The sequence below is a fragment of the Clostridium sp. MB05 genome (genome assembly GCF_046581255.1).
Classification (GTDB): Bacteria; Bacillota; Clostridia; order Clostridiales; family Clostridiaceae; genus Clostridium.
In genome coordinates, this window is the sequence record NZ_CP174370.1 from 3590414 (window position 1) to 3610387 (window position 19974).

The window sequence follows — 19974 nt, forward strand, 5'->3', positions numbered from 1 at the left end:
TATATATAATTAAATAAACTAAAGAGAAGTGAGTAATTAAAACAATTATCCACTTCTCTTAAAACTTTATTAACATAAATTATCTTTATATATTTATCTAATAAATATAACCTTTTTTAGTTTCATTTAAATTTTCATACTATAAAATAAAGTCATCATTATTTTATAACTGAAACTTTATCTCCATGGCTATATCTTGAATCATGATTTATAGCTAAAAATAAAATTATTAAGGCTATAGCAGTAAATAATACTAATGATTGTATATATGGCATGAAATTATAACTACCCTTTTGCCAAAAATCTATGAACTCACCACATATATAAGTTGTTGGAAATAAATATGCTACTTTCATTAATGGAGCTGGAAAATCCTTTGCTTGAACTCCAAACATTCCACTTAGTATCATTATTGCAAAATAAAGTATCATAGTTATAGCATAGGTTGGACCAAACTTTTTAAAAAATAAAGATATTCCATGTGCCAATGCAAAGAACACCGTAGCAAGAAAATATAATGAAACTATTAAAATCAATGCTGAACTTAATGATGGAACTTGTATTTTTAATGCTAAAAAAGTTGCTATTGTATATATGGCTAATGCTATAGTCATAAAAATTAAATATGCCACTACTTTGGAAGCAACTAAGCTTTTTTCACTATATCCAAACAACCTAAAACGAAGAGGAATACTTTTTTCAAGCTCTTGTGAAAATGTTGCTGAATATCCTATAAATACAGTGGCTAAAGGAATCATTAAACTGTTACTTATAAAAATATTAGTCATTATAATTTCTCTAAATTCTTCTGGAGCTTTTCCACCAATTATATTTCCTAAAAAAATAGACATAAATATTGGAAAGATAACTCCAAATATTACTGCAAATATATTTCCTACTAAATTTCTAAATTCATATTTAACTAAATTATATCTAACTAATTTTGCTTTCAAGTTTTTCATCCTCCTCACTATAAACCTCATTTTTATTCTTTGCATTAATACTCATTATTTCTATATCTGAATTACTTCTTTTAAAGCTTATATCTTTTTCAATTAAAAGCTTTGATACTTCTAATTCTTCTTCTACACTTAAACAAGAAATTGCTATTAAATGCTTTGGTGATTTTATTTTTCTAAAATCTTTTGTAATCTCAATATTTTCTCTTGTATTAGCCAAAATTATTATTGATTTACCACAATACTTTTTAAACAATTCTTCTTTACTTCCGAAATCAATAACTCGTCCTTTTTCTAATATTAATATTTTATTGGTTAATTGTTCTAGTTCCTCATAATAATGAGATACTACACAAATTGTTGTTTTTTTATTTCTATACCATTCTTCAATTTTATTCATTAATTGCTGTCTTGTCTCAAAATCAAGGCCTGATGTAACTTCATCAAAGAAAACTAAAGGTGAATCTTGAATTAAAACTAATATTATAGTAAGCCTTTGCTTTTGTCCTCCAGAAAGTACGCTATACTTTTTATTTAAGCACTCATTAAAATTGAAGAAGTCAATTAAGTCCTGCAACTTTTTATTATTCTTAATTTTTGTATCTAAAATAGCTTCAATAATATGCTTAACTGGCATTGTATCTACATAATTATTACTTTGCATATGTGCAGACATTTCTTCTGGTTTTATACTTGTATGAATGGTTCCATTATAGTTTATAAGTCCTAATATAGATTTTACTAAAGTAGTTTTTCCAGCTCCATTTGAACCTATTATTCCTATTCTATCTCCTTCTTCAAATTTAATAGGAGATTTTATTAACAAAGCTACCTCTTTTCCATATTTAACTTCTAAATTATTTATAGTAAGCATTATCGCTCCCCCTTTTTCCTGACTTCTATACTATAAGTATATTATCTTGGTATGAATTTCCTATGAATTTAATATGCAAATGTTTTGTAGCTTTATTTTATATTTAAATAAAATTTACTATTGCTTCAACTCCACTATTTATATTATTAATCTCTATTTTATATCCTAATAAATTTGAGTAGTAATATGCTATATAAAGCCCTAAGCCACTTCCCCTACTTTCTGAATTACTTGATACAAAAGCATAAAATATATTAGGTAAAAGTTCTTCATCTATATGAGCTCCATAATTTATAATTTTAATATTATTTTCATTTAATATTATTTCTATAGCATTTTTTTCATTTGTATAATTTATAGCATTGGTAATTAAATTGTCTATAATCTTATAAATTAAATGATAATCTGTCTCTAAAGTAATGTTTTTAATATCCTTTTCTATACTTATAAATTTTGATTTCATTTGAATTTCATTCTGAATTAAAATCTCATCTACTAATTCTTTAATATTTATCATTTTCTTATTCATCTCTTTATTATTAAGATTCAATATCTCATCTATAATTTTTCTAATTGATTGAAGCTGAACCTTAACCTTTGGTAAGTGCTCTTTTGTATTTTTATATTTACCAACTTCATCTATCATACTTTCTACTAGTAATAATGCTGCTGCAACCGGTGTCTTTAGTTGATGTGACGAAGCTCTTAAAAATACATCCTGTCTTTTATTTTCATCAATTAATAATTTATTTTTTTCCTCTAAACTTTTAAAGCTTTCATTTAACTTACTATATAATTCATTTAACGTATTTCCTAAAATAGCTATCTCATCTTCACCCTTAATATCTATAGGATAAACATTCTCTATATTATTGTTCTTAATAAATTCAGCATGATTTGCTAGCTTCTTAATAGGTATTATAATCTTTCTAGAGAAATAATAAGTCGATACTAATATTATTAATAATGATACAGATATAATCATTGGTAAACTTTGAAATACTATAGCTCTAACTTCCTCTATCTTAGGTGTCATCACAGATAATATTGAAAGTACAATATCTCCACTGTTAAGACTTATAGCGGAATATGTTGTATAATAATTTATTCCGTCAAAGCTATTGAATTCATATATAATAGTATCTTCTGAAACAACATTCATTTTATATGATCCATCTTTAAATATATTGTTATTATTACTTTTAGTAAATTCAACTTCTATAGGAAACTCTTCATTAAAAACTTTTTTATTAAAGCTTTCCTTTATGACATCAAAAAATTTGAAATCATAACTTTCAAGTTCTTTAGCTTCATCAATATTATTTGAATAGTATCTGACTTTATCTATTAGTTTAACTAACTCATCATCTTTAATAGTAAGCTTTGCTGTACCAAAGCCATTAGATGCATATATATAATTTCCATCTTTAGGAATGTTAATACTCATTGTTCCAGATGGATTAGGAGAATACACATTATTATAATTTTTATCTTTAATGTAGCTTTCCTGAATTTTTTGCATAGATTTAAAATTGCTCTTTTTTATATGATCCACATATAATGAAGGCAACATAAGTACAAAATAAACTATTATTAATGTTATAATTATTCCCGAAAGTATAGCACTATAAGTAAATGTTTTTTTAGATAAATTCATCAAATACCTCCTTGTTAAACTGATACCCAATACCTATTACTGTTTTAATATAATTGTGTGGTAATTTTTTTCTTAAGTTCTTAACATGAGCATCTATTATTCTATCATTTGAAATATAATCCTCATTGAATATTTTCATTATTAATTGTTCTCTATTAAAGACTCTATTAGGCTCTTTCATTAAAGCTTGTAGCAACAAAAACTCACTTAATGTTAAATTTAAACTTTCATTATTATAGTAAGCTTGATAAGTATCCTCATCTATATAAAATCCATTTTTTTCTTTATCAGTAGTATTTTCTGTAAAACTTCTTCTTAAAACTGCTTCAATTCTCTTTAATAATAATAATGGAGAAAATGGTTTAATTACATAATCATCAGTCTTAAGATTAAAGGCTTTAAGTTGAGTTTGTTCATCTCCAAGTGCAGTTAGCATAATTGTTGCCATATTTTTTTTGCTTTTATTTATATATTCAAGCACTTCTAAACCAGTAACTTTGGGAACCATTATATCTAATATCGCTAAATTAAAATCTTCCTTCTTTAAAATTTCTAATGCTTCTTCTCCATTACATACACAGGTAACTTCATATCCTTGCATCTTCATATATTCAGTTGTAACTTCTAATATATTAGGTTCATCTTCTAAAAATAATATTCTAATCATATTTACCTCCAGTGTATCTAAATAAAATTATATACAATCATTATACAGTAAATGGAATAATTCTCATATAAAAATAACCTTTATATAGTTTATTATTGAAATTTTTTAACTTATAAGTTCTATTTTATTAATTCATTTCTTCTTAATTTAATTAACTAATAATTTTTGTTAATCTCCTAATACTATAAAGGTAATATTAAATAATATATATGATTTCAATTTTCCTATTTTACTTAAATAAGTATATCAACTATTTAATATACTACTATTTTTAATTATATAAATTATTAATTGAAACATATATATTTTAGGAGGCAAAAATATGAAAAATCATAATAAAAAAGTTCATTCTAAAGAAAACTACTTAAAAAACGGTAGTAAAACTCAAAATCAATTTGCTAATAATCATTATAATTTTACTGTTGAAGAACCAGCTCTTAATGAAAGTGGTGTTGATGCTAAGAAAAAAGGATTTTAATATAAAATCCCTAGATTAATACCTATTTATATTATGTTAAGTAAATTAAAATAAGTATTAACTCTAATTTGAGCTAATACTTATTTTAATGCTTGAATATTAAATTATCTTCTACTTCTATGATGCCTACTACTTGAAGAATGTCTTTTACTACTATTTGCATTAGAATTAACATTATTATTAGTACCGCCACCATTCATAGCATTAAAAAGCATAGCTAATGGATCCATTTGTGAATTCCCACTATTCCCCATATTATTAGCTCCGTTTCCACTATTACCCATATTGTTAGCACTATTATTTGAAGTGGAACTATTAGGACTACCTCCACCCATTAGCATACTCATTAATTGGTTCATATCTACGCTACCATTGCCTGAATTTCTTTGCTGAGCACCTGCTCCTGCTGAATTCATTCCACCCATTCCATTCATAAGCGCTGCTAAAGGATTATTATTATTTATATTATTTGGGTTATTGCTATTATTTCTGTTATTAATATTCCCTCTATTTTGATTTGGCATATTCATACCATTTCCACCCATTAACATTCCTAACAATTGATTCATCCCATTACCTTGTCCATTCATACCATTGCTTGAACCATTCATTCCTCCCATTCCATTCATTAACATGGATAATGGGTTATTGCCTCCATTCATTTGGTTTTGGCCTCCCATAGGTCCGCCCATTATAGATCCTAATAGCATATTCATAAGTGGGTTTCCTCCGCCTAAGCCACCTAGTGGATTTCCTCCACCCATATTAGGCATTCCGCCTCCCATAAGCCCTTTAAAAAGCATGTCCATCATTTGCATATGGTTTTCTCCTATTAAATTATTGTTAATATATAAGTATTTATACTAAGCTGATTTTGATACATATAATAAAAATTTTTATACTAATCTCATAAATTAATTATTGTTTGATGTAATAAAAAAAATTAAAGGATATATAATTTAATCTCTAAATCATACATCCTTTTAATTTATATCTTCTTTCTATCACTCTTTTTCTTAAGAAGAGCACTTGTATCTAATGTTTCTTTATTTGGAGCTTCTTTCACTACCTTTTTCTTCGATTCTTTACTTTCTTTTTCTTTAATTATTTTGCCTTTATTTCCGTTTTCTTTAGTTAGATTTTGCCCCTCAAATTCAATACTAGTTTTAATATTAATCTTATTTTTTGCTTTACTATTTTCTGACATACTATTTTTCTTTGTGACTTTCTTTTCTTCCTTTATATTAATTTCATTATTTTTTACAGAGTTATTATTATTTTTAGCTATTTTTTCTTTTTTAACTTTATCTTTTCTTTTCTTAAAGAATCTAACTAAGTCTATATTTAACCTTCTGTAAGCTATATCAATCATAAATAGTAAAATGCTCATTATTATTAATGGAGTTGTTAAATTTATCTTTTTATATTCCCTTTGAAGCTTTCCTTCAAAAACTTCTTCTGGCTTATTTATAAAGCTTCCCTTTGTTTCCTTAACTACTACATCTAACTTTTCTCCATTAGTATTAAACTTATACTCATCTGAATATTGAAGTGCAAATGCTCCTTTATAGTTATTTTTTATTTCTTCACTTTCTTCTTCTCTTATATTAAAATTATAGAATCCTAATGAATTTAAAGGTATCCTTGCTTCAAATTTTCCTGGTTCAACTTGACTTAATTCGAATTCCCCTTCTTCTCCATTTTCCCCATTGTATATCCCTTTAACCTTAGCATCCTTAGATATCTTATCATTATAAAACTCTACTTTTGCTTCATTTCCTTCTTGGCTAATATTAAGTTTTCCCTCTTCTCCGTATTTCGGAATAGTGAAGTAAACCATGTTTTTTATAAGTTGTGGTCCATGCTCCCATGTCAAATAATTTTTACTCCACTGCCCACTAACATCTGATGTAAAACTTACTGTTCTTCCTATTCCATATTGCATCGCTGCAAGTATTGGCTCATCATGATTAGAACTTAATATTTCAACTGCATTTTCTTTTATAGAGGTTCCTATATATCCAAGTAAACTTGGAATTCCATCTGATGTTTTTACTCCTGCTAATATTTCATGGTTACTTAATATCTTAGGAGTAAATTCTTCGTTTATTATATATGTCCCTGCTGATAAAAGAACTTCCTTTGCAAATATTCTAGGAATATCAGTATATATATCTGTATAATAACTTCTTCCTTTTCCTATTGAAGCTAATTGATTTAATAAATCTGCATTAGCTCCTTCCCCAACTGCTACTGTTGAAAGAGTAATATTATTATCATTAAAGTTCTTAAGAAGACTAGCGTAATTATCAAACCCATATCCATCTTGACCATCTGTTAATAATATTGTGTGCTTTATTTTTGCACTACTTTGCATTTGCATATTATAACCTTGTTCAAGTGCAGGATAAATTGATGTTCCTCCTCTTATTTGAATCCCTGATATAAGTTCCTTTATAGCTTCTTTATCTCCAACTTTTTGTAGAGGTACAACCTCATCATAAGTATCATCAAAAGCTATTACTGATATCTCATCTACTTCTCTTAAATTTTCTAATGCCTTCATTGCAGCTTCCTTAGCTAAAGTTAATTTACTAACTCCACCACCTTCAGCACTCATACTACCAGATTTATCTATTATTAAGTTAATACTTATTGAAGGAACTTCATTTTTCCCCCTCTTATCCATATAAACAGGCAATACTTTTTCAAGTGAAGTATCTTTATACCCTCCGAGAGCATAGGAATCTTCACCACCAAAGGTAATTAATCCTCCGCCATAATCTTTTACGTAAGCTTCTATATTGTCCATAAACCCATTATTTAAATCATCTCTATGAGCATCATTTAAAATTACTGATTTATATTCTAATAACTCATTTAGTGTTCTTGGTGCTGAACTTGGGACTATTTTCTTAATATTAGCACCTGAATTTGATAATATTTCTTCTAAAGCTTTCGAGTCACCTTTAACTCCATTAATAAGAAGAATATTAGGCTTATCCATCACGTTTGTAAAAGTACTAAATTCATTATTAACTTTGTTTGTATCTCCTTCTGCTTCTACTAATACCCTATACCCCTTAAAGCCTCCTGAACTTTGCTTATCTTTAAACACAAAAGAGTTTTTTCCTTTTTGTATTTGTACTTGTTGTTCTCCTACTTTATTTCTACCTGAAAATAATGTGAGCTTAGCCTTTGTTGCATAATTTGATTTTATATCAATAGAAACTGAAAATTCCTCTCCTACTGATATATTATCTGGTACCTTTACATTATCAACATAAATTTCATCACCTTTTTCTCCGGTGATTTTATAAACTTTGAAATCTATTTTTTGTTCATTAATTAATGGTATAGATTTTAATATATCACCTTGATTCTCTTCACCATCAGTTAATAAGACTATTCTTTTAGATCCACCTCTTTCAAATAAAGCTAAAGCACTTTCTACTGCTTCTTGGATATTTGTTGCTGTCCTTATTGGTTTATCATCTATAGATTTATATTCTTTTTTCTTATTTAATACTTTATCAACTTTTGAGTTATCACCAAATAAAACTACTCCTGCTTTATTTCCTTTTGGCATTGACTCTATAGCTGTAGATATAAAATCCTTCCCTGATTCTTCAAAATCACTTGCACTTTCTGATACATCTAGTAAGAATACCGTTGATATATTTCTTCCCTTTAAATTTATAGTTATATTTCCAAATGCTAATATTAAAAGTGTAAAAATTAATATTCTACTTATAAATATTGCAACTTCATTTTTACTCCATGGTTTATATTTTTTAAAGCTATAATACATAAAGGCAAAAATAATTGGAATCAATATTAAAAAGTACAAATTTCCTATTTCTATCTTCATCTCTTCTTTGCCTCCTAATTTCCTCTCTTATACATAATCCACTCAAAAGCTACTACTGAAATAGCTAATATTATAAGTAATGGAGCAAGATTTAAACCTCTTTTTAAATCAGCTTTTGCATTACTTATATTTTCACTTTCACCAATATTATTTATATTAGTGTTACTTTCCTTTTCTGATGGAAAGTTAACTGAAAATAGTTCCTTTTCTTCTAAAACATTTAGCTTATAAACCCCAAGTTCACTCTCTTCTTTTATCTCATCTCCTGATTTTATTTCTAATGTATTTCCACTTGGATATGTTAAAGTAATCTTGTTATCTAATGATACTCCTTTAGCTATTATCTTTTCTCCAGCTTTAAAATTACTTTTATATACCATTCCACTTGATATTAAATTTTCTCCAAGTTCATACATCAATATAGGAAATTCTTTTTTAAGTGCAAAGTCGCTATTATGAAGATCAAAGGATAAAGCAGCTATTTTTCTTCCATCAACTTCTCCCTTAAAACCTATATAACTATCATCTATATTTAAGAAGCCTCTTCCGTAATAAGGAATTTCTATTGCATTATACTTAGCTGCAGTAAATGTTGTATCCTCTAAGTACTTTGAAAGCTCTCCTATAACAGCTTTAGCCTCTCCCCCTTCACCACCTGAAACAACATTAAAGAATTCATTAGACGTTGGATTAATAAATAATATACTTCCTTTAGATGGTATTATATCAGGAGTAACATTATCAAATACATATAAATCATACGCATCTGCACTTGTTAAATTTGATGCATCATTAGTCTTATATACTTCTGTGTTTTCAATACTTCCAAAGGCTCTTTCTAAAAATACATTTTGTTCTGTAACTATAAGAACCTTATTTACTTTTTTCTTTCCCACAACATGATTATAAGTGTTATCTCCAGAAATCATATCTTTTCTAGATAACTCTCCTTTTAAGACTTCGCCCTTTACGTTAGGGAAATCAAAAGTTAATGTTTTATTTTCTCCCTCTTGTAATTGTAAGCTTTCAACAGCAGCAAGATCTTCTCCATCATAAAGAGAAAAATCACCTTCATAAACTCCTGTTCCTCTATTTGTTATAGTTGCTATAACTCTTACCTTATCTTCTAGGAATTTATGAGATACATTGTCTACAGATGCATTTATTCCTGAATTAGCTAATGATACAACCTTACCATTTATATCACCTAATGAGAGTTCTTTATCTGTAAAAGCTATAACTTCATATTCTTCTTCAATACCTTGACCTATAGCTTTTATAAAAGATAAAGTATCATTTATATCTCCAGTGTTATAACTTTGAGGTATTGAATCAATTATTTCATTAGAAACTTCTTTATTAAAATCTCCATTTTGAAGTAGGTTACTACTTCCATCAAAGCTTATTATGAAAGTATTAGTATCATCTTTTGTTGACTGTAAAAGCTCTTTAGCTAAAGCCTTACTCTCATCTAACCTAGTATCATCGCCATATTCAGCACTCATACTTGCAGTATTATCTAATACTAAAATAATATTTTTATAACTCTTACCTCCAAAGTTTAAAAAAGGTCTCATTAAACTAAAAATAAGTAAAAGTAATATTATTATTTGTAAAAGTAACATAATATTTTTTCTTAGCTTTTCCCATGGAGTGTTTGCTCTAGTATTTTTATAAACTTCATTCCACAAAAGTGTTGAAGATATAACCTCTTCTTTATACTTTCTTTTTAATATATAAAGTATTATTAAAAGAGGAATTGTTATTAATAAGAATAAGGGCCATAAATTTGTAAATCCCATAACTTCCTCCCCCTAATACAATACTCTTTTCTTACTAAACTCACCCAATATTATCTCCTCTATTTCCATAGATGAATTTACACTTATGAATTTACCACCATATTTTTTTGTAATATCCTCAATAGATTTTTTATAAGCTTTCAAAGTGTTTTTATATTCTTTCACTAAACTTGGAGTTAAGCTCATTTTCACATTTTCTCCCGTTTCTGAATCTATAAAGGTAATTTCATTATTAAACTCTGGATTAATTTCTTCATTTGATAGTATTTGAACTAATATTATATCTTGCTTTTTAAATGCTAAATACTTAAGAGCCTCTTCTAAATCTTTTAATCCTTCATTATTTAAAAAGTCAGATACAACTACTGATACACCTCTTGGAGTTAATGGCCTTTTCTTTATACTACTTGTAAGATCTGTTTTACCATCAAATTCAATATTTTCTAGATCTCTTAATATTCTTTGAAAGGCTTTGTTTCCAGCTGCTGGTTTTATACTTTGTATATCACCACTATCCATAGTGCTTATATTTACTCTATCTAGATTATTTAAGGCAATATAACTTAAAGCAGCAACTACTTTCAATGCAATATCTTTTTTGTTTTCATTTCCATAATCCATTGACTTACTTTTATCAACAAAGAAATTAAAAACTCCTTCTCTTTCTTCCATGAAAACTTTTATAAAAAACTTATCAAATCTACCATATGCATTCCAATCTATTCGTCTAAAATCATCACCTGGAGCATATTCCCTATAATCAGAAAACTCTACAGAAACTCCTTTTGCCTTTGACTTTCTTCCCCCTTGTGTACCTGAGGAAAGTTTAAAATTTATATGCATATTTATTTTATTTAGCTTTTTAAAAAAGTCTTTATTAAATACCCTTTCGCTCATTCTCTACACAACCTTTAAGTCTTCTAGTATCTTGTCTATAATACTTTCTTCTGTTAAACCTTCAGTTATAGCATCAAAATTTAGTATTATTCTATGTCTTAAAACAGGATAAGCTAATGCTTTTATATCCTCAAAGGATACATTTAGTCTACCTTCCATAACAGCTCTTACTTTTGCACCACTTATAATTCCTTGAGCAGCTCTTGGACTAGCTCCTGCTTCTACATATCTTTTAACTAACTCTGATCCTTCTGGGATTTCAGGATGAGTTGCTAATATAAGCTTTAATGCAAATTCTTTAACTGCTTCTGCAAGTTTTATTTCTCTAATTATCTCTCTTATCTTTAATATTTCATCACCTTCAAGAACAGCATCAAATTCAACTTTGTTATTAGTTAATGTTAAATCCATAATTTCTTTAAGCTCTTGAAGATTTGGAAAATCTACATTAAGCTTAAATAAAAATCTATCTAATTGTGCTTCTGGTAATGGATATGTTCCTTCTTGCTCTATTGGGTTTTGAGTTGCAAGCACCATAAATGGCTTTGCCATTTCGTAAGTTGTCTTACCAACTGTTACTGTTTTTTCTCCCATGGCTTCAAGTAATGCAGATTGAGTTTTAGGAGTTGCTCTATTTATTTCATCAGCTAATAGTAAATTTGTGAACACTGGTCCCTTTTCAAATTTAAATAAAGTTCTATCATTTTCTTTAACTACTATATTTGTTCCAACTACATCTGCTGGCATTAAATCTGGTGTAAACTGTATTCTAGAAAAACTTAAGTTTAAGACCTTTCCTATTGTTTTTACTAATTGAGTTTTTCCCATTCCAGGCATACCTTCTAAAAGCACATTACCATCTGCAAAAATAGCAATTAAAACACTTCTTATTATTTCTTTTTGTCCAATTATTCCTTTAGAAATTTCTTCTTCACATCTTCTTATTTTTTCTGAAACTTCTATCATTTCTTTTTCACTTATTTCCATCTTTCTCACCTCTTAGTTTAATCCTTCAAAATAATCTTTTATAAGATCCTTTAAGCTCTCTGGAAGATTACTATTATTAGCCCCATCTAATGCACTGTTAGTATAATCTCCTATTACCTTATCGTAATTAATTTTATTTCCATCTAAATTTAATCCATTTTGAGTATCTATTGTTTGAGAGTTTCCGTCTTGATTTTTATTTCCAGTTAAATTCTCGTCATTTCCAACTTCTCTTCCTGGAATATATATTTGCTCTCCTTTTTTATTGTCTAAATCATTTTCGGTACCTTCATTACTTCCAGTATTCCATCCGCCACCTTGACCATTTCCATTTCCATTCCCGTTTCCACTTCCACTTCCGTTTCCGCTTCCATCTCCATTTCCTTCGCCTTGGCCTTCACCTTGACCTTCTCCCTGACCTTGACCCTCACCCTTTTTATCTCCTGACTTATTTCCACTACTATTATTTTGTGAATTTTGAATAGCATCCTTTAGGCTTTCTGCATCAAGTTTTCCATCTAAAACTGAATTTGAAGCTTCACTTAAGGCTTCTGCAAGGTTTTCATCATCTACACTATTAGCTGCATTTGCAAGAGCTTTTGATAAATTATTTAATTCACTACTGCTCATATTTCCCAGGGATTTTTTTAGCTTTCCTAAAGCCTTCTCTAGAGCTTCCTTATCCTTAGACAATACTGCATCTGAAAGCTCTTTTCCCTCTTTCTTTTTCATAAGCTCATTGACTAATTTATTTAAGTCCTTCTTTGCGCCTTCTTCTTTATCTTTATTAAACTTATCTAATAAATTCTTCTGGGTCTTTTCTATGGCAGCTTTACTTTTATCACTCTTAGCTTCATTCTTTTTATCCTCTAACTTTTTTTCCATTCTTTCTAGAGTTTTATTTATATCAAGCTTTTTCTCACTTTCTTTTAATTCCTTTTTTGCATCTTCTAATATCTTTTTTATAGCTTCTTTTTCTTCTTCAGTTAACTCTTCTGATTTCTCAACTAACTTCTTTTCTTCTTCAACTTTTTTAATAAATTCTTGTTGATATTTATTAAATTCTCTAATTGAATTCGCTTCCCTTTTTGCCGTAGTGTCTATATAAGAAGTTATTAAACACGTTAGAACCAGTCCTAAAACTAAAAGTACTTGCTTCTTATCTACTTTTATCTTTAAATTATCTTTTATATTAAAATTTTTGATAAAGGAAACAGTATCCTTCTTTTGAGCAATTGAAATATTATCTTCTTCATTTATTAATTCTAAAGAAGTAGTAACTCTTTCTTTTAATCCTTTTGAATCAACTATTAAAGCAACCCTCTTTTTATCAGGTGATTTTATAAATCCATATATTATTAATGAAATTAAACCTATAGATAGAACACTAAATGAAACTTCCTCAACATATGGAAATGTTATAAATAAAGATATTAATAGTAAACATAAGATTAAGCATAGTAGGTATTTTGAACCTACTATGCTTAAATTTATTATAAAGTTAGCTCTAATTCTTTTTGATGCCTTTTTTATAAAGGTTAATATTTCATTATTTAAAGAATTCATAGCTCTACTCCTTTACTTTCCTCTTTGCCTTACTCTTTACCTTTTTATTTCTCTTTCTATTTAGTGGATTTAATCTTACTGATGCTAAATATAGCAATATAATACTAAGCACTCCTTGAATGCCTATTGATATATATTCAGCATACTTTGAAATCCCTAGTTCTTGAATCATATAAAGGAATCTTCCCCCAAATCCTACTTGATTTGATAACATATTTATAAATCCAATTGCTGGACTTAAATATGCTATAGGTGATATTGTCGGTCTTGTAGACATTGGGCCTCCATTTAATCTCATCATAGTAATAATCCAAATTATATATGCTATTACTACAGTGCCAACAAATAAGAATAATACTATTGCATAAGTTAAAGCTGTTGCAACTTTTGATGTCTTAACATATGTTGAAACAAATACTCCTATTGATCCAACAAATATTGTGTTAATTATAAATGACAATATAAGCACTAATATATTACTTATTCTTACTCCACCAATTAAAGCACAAACTGCATATAATGGTATTGTACATACTATTAACATTATTACCTTAAGGGATGATGCTAATAACTTACCAATTATTATTTGAAATGGACTTAATCTAGTGGAAAGTAATATATCTAAAGTTTGCTTTTCTTTTTCTGAACATATTGAAGTTGATGTTAATGATGGCACTATAAACATTAAAAGTACAGCTTGAGCTACTGCCATACCTATATAAAGCATTACGGAACCTTGCATATTCAATCCACTTGCATAAATCTCATTACTATAGGAATTGTAAAACAATAGTGTTCCTACTGATAATATAGCTATATAAATAAACAACATAATTGTAAATCTAGGTGTTCTTACAGTTAATTTACTTTCATTTCTTAAAACTGGATTTACTCTCATTTTATCTCCCCCTTCTAATTATTTTCCTCTGTTATTTGTATAAATACATCTTCTAAATTGCCCACTGCTTTAGCAAAACCTATAACTGATACCTCTTGTGTAACTAAAGCTTTTAATATTTCCTTAGCTTCTTTATCCCCTCCAGCTACACTTGCTGTAATTTTGTTTCCATCTAAAGAAATCTCTTTAACCTCTGGTATCTGCTTTAGAACTTGTATCGCTTTTTCAGGGTCCTCCATAACAGTTATATTAATAGGGGCTGTACCTGATGCCCTAATCATAACTTCTTCAACAGTTCCTTCACATACTATAGATCCATTTTTAATTATTCCTATTCTAGTACATATTTCTCCAAGTTCAGATAGTATATGAGAAGAAACTATTACAGTCTTCCCCATTTCTTTAAGATTTTTTAATATACCCTTCATTTCAAATCTTGCTCTTGGATCCATACCTGAAGCAGGTTCATCTAATATTAATAATTCTGGATTATGAACTAAGCATCTAGCTAAACATAATCTTTGTTTCATTCCTCTTGATAGGCCATCTACATTTGCATCCCATTTATCTTGCAGGTTAACAAGTTCTAGTAAATCCATTGATAACTTTCTAGCTTCTTCACCAACAATTCCGTATATAGAAGCATAAAATTCTAGGTACTCTATAGCTCTTAAATTATCATAAACACCAAAGAAGTCTGGCATATATCCTATTTTATCCTTTAATGCTTTATTATTTTTTATTGCATCTATTCCATCTACATAAACTTCACCACTATCTGGGGAAAGTAATCCAGAAACTATTTTCATTGTAGTACTTTTTCCTGCTCCGTTTGGACCAATAAATCCAAATATCTCACCTTTTTCTATTTCTAAGTTTAATCCATTTAATGCCTTAAACTTACCATAGGATTTTTCAAGGTTCTTTATAACTAACATTATTTTTCCCTCCCCTTAATAGCAATTCTTGGGACTGTTGATTGCCCTTTCGTATCATTAACAATTAATTTTATTTTTACTGTATTATTTTCAATATAGTTTCCTATATCCTCTATCTTTTCAAAGCCTTGAGCCATTGATATTTTTTCATAACTATTTGTCTTATAGTTATATATAAACTTTTCTCCATTATCTCCACCATTATAACCCAATCTGTCAACCCCTGGCTTTACTACAACTTCTGTAACAGAAATATTGTCATCAATTTTATAGTCAAATACTATTTCCCCTTGTCCATATATAAAGCCACTGTATTCGTCGAAATGGACATTTGCAGATGAGTTAGCAGTATCAACTTTATATGCGAAGAATCCATCAGGAAAGTTTAAGGTGCCATCTTCACTCTTAAAATCAATATTTACTTCTTGTAGTATTGCTGTTGTATCAAATTTTGATATAGATTTTTTGCCAAAATCCATCCCATACTCTATAGGTAAATCAGTAATAGCAATAAGCTTTATTTCTTTATTTATATTTACCTCTTCAAAAATCGTTGCTAATAAACTTGATATTCTTAAAATATTTTTATATTCCTCTGCTTTTATCTTTTCTTTATTATTCCATCTTGCATCATAGTACTTTTGCCTCAAAGTATCTGAATAAGCTTGAAGTCCAGCTCCTCCAGCTGCAGTTGATCCTTCTATACTCTTTTCTTCTCCTTTAGATAGTCCTCCAAAGTCCCATACATTTTGTCCTGCAACTAAAATTAACTTACTTATATTTGTATCTAAATTATTTTTTATAGTTCCATTTAAATTTCCATCAGATAAATTAAAGTTTGAATCAATCTTAGGCACAACTTGTTCTTTGCCTACAACCTCGAATGTTTTAATATCTAGTGCATCATTATCTGCAAATGTAAAGTAAGAATTATTTCCTTTATAAGTTGTTTTTACCCTTAATCTATCCTTTATTTCTTCTTCTGGATCACCATAATAATGCATATCCTCTGTTAAATAACTCATTGTTAAATCTTCTGGCTTTTCTATAATTACATCTTCTTTATACTTTGTTCCTATTCCTATATATCCTTTTGCTACTCCCTTACCATTTTCATCTACTGAAACTATATTATTTTGGTTTAAAATTACATCATTCACTCTTGTTGATGAACCTATAAAATAAATAACTAATGCAAATATAATTGAAATTGCTGGAACAGCTATCCAAGTTAAATCTCTTTTATTTAACTTCTTTAAAACTATATAAAGTACAACTCCTATAATTAAAGCATATAAACTAAATACTACAATTAATGTCTTTGTTCCTACTATTTCATTTATTGGAATACTCTTTACAAGCTCTGTAGCTCTATAATATCCCTGTCCCATATATTTACCATTCATATTCTTATCAAAAATCCCATTTGCTGCATCTGTAAGCATTACACTTAAGAATTTACTTGCATCCTTTGACGATATTAATGGTTCTAATCCTAAATCAAAAGTTGTTATTAATATTTCACCTTTACCTTTTTCAATAGAATAAACTAATGGTTTTTCTGATGTCCCATTTTTAATTTTTGCACCTTTAATTTCTAAATTAGAAGTTATAAGCTTTAAGTTATCTTCAACTAAAGTTACATTTTCTTCTTTAACTCCATTAGATTTTATTTGTAAGAAATCTTTATCTATTCCACTTATAGTTTTAGCTTCATTTGCGCCAGAACCTAATATTAAAGTTCCGCCTTTGCTAATCCATGAATTTAATGCAGCATACTGCTCCTTCTTTAAATTAGACATATTATAGTTATTTATTATAATTACATCTAATCCATCTATGTTTAAACTATTTTCTCCTATTATATTTTCATCTAAAGTTACATTTTCAATTAATCCATCAAAGCCCTTATTAGTGTTAAATTTTACACTTCCTATATATCCAAGTGAAGTAGCATCATCTGTTAAAATCCCTGTAAAAATATTTGTTTCTGTTACTCTTCCACTTGAAACCAATGCCTTTTTTTGAGTTAAAACTTTTCCATTTTCAACAACATTAACTGTCATCTTGCTTGAATTTTCTAATACTTTTACAGGTATTACAACTTTACTTATCTCACCTTTAGTTAATGAAACTTCCTTACTATAAGCATCATAAGTTCCCATATTTGAACTAGCCACTCTTATTTCTATCTCACCTGTAAAATCCTTTTCTAAGCTATTAACTTCTACAGTTACAGGTATATACTTCATAGCTCTATACTTGCCTTGAATTCCATAACTAACTTTTATTTCATAATTTTCAGCTTCACTTGTTTTAGCTTTTACTGTTACAGTCGAAAAAAATAAACTAGTTATTATTAAAGCTACAAAAGTAGTTAGCATACCCTTTCTAAAAAACGACTTCATTATTATTCCCCCTAGATTACATAATTTTTATCATATGCAATAATTATATCCTAATTAGTATAAAATTCCCTTATTAAATTCTTAAAAATTTCTTATTTTTAACAAATTTAGTAAAGATTATTTTGTTATATATTAATTTTTTGTATTTCCGTAGTAATATCTTAATATTATATATCTAAAATCATAATATAATATTTTAATTATATCGCTGATAAAACTCCATAATTAAATGCATAGATATAAGATATTCTTATCGAATGAACAACTGCATTTGCTTTGCATAATATATTATATAAGTTCTTATTTCAAAAGATAATATATAAGGAGAGTCTATATGAAAGAAATGAATAATATCAGTAAACAAATTGCAGTAACAATAAACAATGAATTAGAAAAAACAGACCAATTAGAAGCTACAGTTCAAGGTAGTCCTTCGTGCGCAAATACTGCAACCACTTGTGCTACGGTTACTGATGCTAGCCGTGATATACCATTTTGTTGTTCTGTACCTTTACCTGGAAATTTTCTTCCTACTCTTGGAGCCCCTAAAGTTCTACTAGATCCAAGATGCTTAAAAGCTATAATTGAACCATGTTGTTGTAATGGAGTTCACAAGTGGGATATAAGAATAATTGGGTGCATTCCATTTATTATAAACGTAAACATTGATAATACTGGAGTTTGTCCTCGTCCTAGTGATTCTACGATAGCTACATGTTGTTCTAATAGTGTATGTGTAGATAGAGTTATTTGTAATAAATGTAGTTATAAGGATGCAGTAATTTCTCATTCTAAAATTGTTTTCAATTGCGATACCGTTTTCGTGTCATCACTTTCTCAATCATTTAATACAGGAGATTGCTTTACACAAGTAACAGGTACTTTTAGACTTCCAACTTGCCCATAGTAGCTATTTAAAACCTAATGTAATCTTTTATGATTTATATTACAGAGTAAAAATATAATTAGTAGTCCCATAGGAAGAAGTTATACATTATTCCTACGAGGCTACCTTTTATATTTTTCTTTTAAGATGTGCTACAGTTATAAAGTTAAATAATAAATTCATATTCTATATAAATATAACTAATTTGAGAGGTAAAATAATGTAATTAGAAAAGAAAATGTATACTCTAAAACAATCTAATGGCTCTATTTGGAACCTTATATACGATAAAAGATTAGGAATTACATATAAAATATATAAAGAAAATAATGGTCAAATTATCATATATTGACTCATCAATCTACTTGAAAATATTCTTATCGAACGAACAACTGGATTTGCTTTGCATAATATATTATATAAGTTCTTATTTCGAAAGATAATATATGAGGAGAATCTATATGAAAGAAATGAATAATATCAGTCAACAAATTGCAGTAACAATAAACAATGAATTAGAGGAAATAGAAGAATTAGAAGCTGCAGTTCAATGTGGTCCTTCGTGCGCAAATACTGCAACCACTTGTGCTACGGTTACTGATGCTAGCCGTGATATACCATTTTGTTGTTCTGTGCCTATACCTGGAAATTTTCTTCCTGTTCTTTCTCAACGGCCTAAAGTTCTACTAGATCCAAGATGCTTAAAAGCTATAATTGAACCATGTTGTTGTAATGGAGTCCCAAAGTGGGATATAAGAATAGTTGGATGCATTCCATTTATTGTAAATATAGATATTGATAATACTGGAGTTTGCCCTGATCCTAGTGATTCTACGATAGCTACATGTTGTTCTAATAGTGTATGTGTAGATAGAGTTATTTGTAATAAATGTACCTATGAGGGTGCAGTAATTTCTCAGTCTAAAATTGTTTTCGATTGCGCTAGCGTTTTTGTGTCAAACCTTGCTCTATCATTTAATACAGGAGATTGCTTTGTAAAAATAACAGGTACTTTTAAACTTCCAGCTTGCCCATAGCAGCTATTTAAAACTCAATGCAATATTTTATGATTTATATTACAGAGTA

General features: G+C 28.2%; 16 protein-coding genes. 3 read left to right on the forward strand and 13 right to left on the reverse strand.

Annotation, left to right across the window (positions count from 1 at the left end):
• Nucleotides 1-158: 158 nt before the first annotated feature.
• From ACH36K_RS16850 to ACH36K_RS16865, 4 genes are all read right to left on the reverse strand, one after another.
• Entirely contained in the window at nucleotides 159-962 is an 804-nt protein-coding gene (locus ACH36K_RS16850) for an ABC transporter permease (RefSeq protein ID WP_411168748.1), read from the reverse strand.
• Entirely contained in the window at nucleotides 934-1833 is a 900-nt protein-coding gene (locus ACH36K_RS16855) for an ATP-binding cassette domain-containing protein (RefSeq protein ID WP_411168749.1), read from the reverse strand. Before ACH36K_RS16855 ends, ACH36K_RS16850 begins: the two co-directional genes overlap by 29 nt.
• Nucleotides 1834-1936: 103 nt before the next feature.
• The gene (locus tag ACH36K_RS16860) at nucleotides 1937-3490 is read right to left on the reverse strand and encodes an ATP-binding protein (RefSeq protein WP_411168750.1); all 1554 of its coding nucleotides are present in this window, start codon (nucleotides 3488-3490) and stop codon (nucleotides 1937-1939) included.
• Entirely contained in the window at nucleotides 3477-4157 is a 681-nt protein-coding gene (locus ACH36K_RS16865) for a response regulator transcription factor (protein WP_411168751.1), read from the reverse strand. The genes ACH36K_RS16860 and ACH36K_RS16865 overlap by 14 nt, the downstream gene beginning before the upstream one ends.
• A gap of 322 nt (nucleotides 4158-4479) precedes the next feature.
• Between ACH36K_RS16865 and ACH36K_RS16870 the strand changes: the two genes are divergently transcribed.
• Nucleotides 4480-4635 carry a hypothetical protein gene (locus ACH36K_RS16870; RefSeq protein ID WP_411168752.1) on the forward strand — a complete coding sequence of 52 codons (156 nt, stop codon included), beginning with the start codon at nucleotides 4480-4482 and terminating at the stop codon, nucleotides 4633-4635.
• 104 nt (nucleotides 4636-4739) lie between these two features.
• On the opposite strand, the gene ACH36K_RS16875 is transcribed toward ACH36K_RS16870, so the two are convergent.
• The 9 genes from ACH36K_RS16875 to ACH36K_RS16915 all read right to left on the reverse strand — a co-directional run bounded on the left by ACH36K_RS16875 (nucleotide 4740) and on the right by ACH36K_RS16915 (nucleotide 18002).
• Nucleotides 4740-5453: a hypothetical protein gene (locus tag ACH36K_RS16875; protein ID WP_411168753.1), complete on the reverse strand. Its 714-nt coding sequence runs from the start codon at nucleotides 5451-5453 to the stop codon at nucleotides 4740-4742.
• A gap of 170 nt (nucleotides 5454-5623) precedes the next feature.
• Nucleotides 5624-8506 (reverse strand): VWA domain-containing protein, encoded by a 2883-nt coding sequence (locus ACH36K_RS16880; RefSeq protein WP_411168754.1) that lies wholly within the window; start codon nucleotides 8504-8506, stop codon nucleotides 5624-5626.
• Between the two features lie 14 nt (nucleotides 8507-8520).
• Nucleotides 8521-10308 carry a BatA domain-containing protein gene (locus ACH36K_RS16885; RefSeq protein WP_411168755.1) on the reverse strand — a complete coding sequence of 596 codons (1788 nt, stop codon included), beginning with the start codon at nucleotides 10306-10308 and terminating at the stop codon, nucleotides 8521-8523.
• A gap of 12 nt (nucleotides 10309-10320) precedes the next feature.
• Nucleotides 10321-11205: a DUF58 domain-containing protein gene (locus ACH36K_RS16890; protein ID WP_411168756.1), complete on the reverse strand. Its 885-nt coding sequence runs from the start codon at nucleotides 11203-11205 to the stop codon at nucleotides 10321-10323.
• A 3-nt stretch (nucleotides 11206-11208) separates the two neighbouring features.
• Complete coding sequence (locus ACH36K_RS16895; RefSeq protein ID WP_411168757.1) at nucleotides 11209-12192, reverse strand: AAA family ATPase; 984 nt, start codon at nucleotides 12190-12192, stop codon at nucleotides 11209-11211.
• Nucleotides 12193-12204: 12 nt separating this feature from the next.
• Nucleotides 12205-13758 (reverse strand): pectinesterase, encoded by a 1554-nt coding sequence (locus tag ACH36K_RS16900; protein WP_411168758.1) that lies wholly within the window; start codon nucleotides 13756-13758, stop codon nucleotides 12205-12207.
• Nucleotides 13759-13762: 4 nt separating this feature from the next.
• The gene (locus tag ACH36K_RS16905; RefSeq protein WP_411168759.1) at nucleotides 13763-14656 is read right to left on the reverse strand and encodes an ABC transporter permease; all 894 of its coding nucleotides are present in this window, start codon (nucleotides 14654-14656) and stop codon (nucleotides 13763-13765) included.
• Nucleotides 14657-14670: 14 nt separating this feature from the next.
• Nucleotides 14671-15594 carry an ATP-binding cassette domain-containing protein gene (locus ACH36K_RS16910; protein WP_411168760.1) on the reverse strand — a complete coding sequence of 308 codons (924 nt, stop codon included), beginning with the start codon at nucleotides 15592-15594 and terminating at the stop codon, nucleotides 14671-14673.
• A complete protein-coding gene (locus ACH36K_RS16915; protein WP_411168761.1) occupies nucleotides 15594-18002 on the reverse strand; it encodes a hypothetical protein in 2409 nt (802 codons plus the stop codon). Before ACH36K_RS16915 ends, ACH36K_RS16910 begins: the two co-directional genes overlap by 1 nt.
• A 334-nt stretch (nucleotides 18003-18336) precedes the next feature.
• Here ACH36K_RS16915 and ACH36K_RS16920 point away from each other — a divergent pair, with 334 nt between their 5' ends.
• Together ACH36K_RS16920 and ACH36K_RS16925 are read left to right on the forward strand one after the other, a co-directional pair.
• Entirely contained in the window at nucleotides 18337-18909 is a 573-nt protein-coding gene (locus ACH36K_RS16920; protein ID WP_411168762.1) for a hypothetical protein, read from the forward strand.
• A 440-nt stretch (nucleotides 18910-19349) separates the two neighbouring features.
• Nucleotides 19350-19925, forward strand: a complete 576-nt coding sequence (locus ACH36K_RS16925) for a hypothetical protein (RefSeq protein ID WP_411168763.1) — start codon at nucleotides 19350-19352, stop codon at nucleotides 19923-19925.
• The last annotated feature ends 49 nt before the right edge of the window (nucleotides 19926-19974 follow it).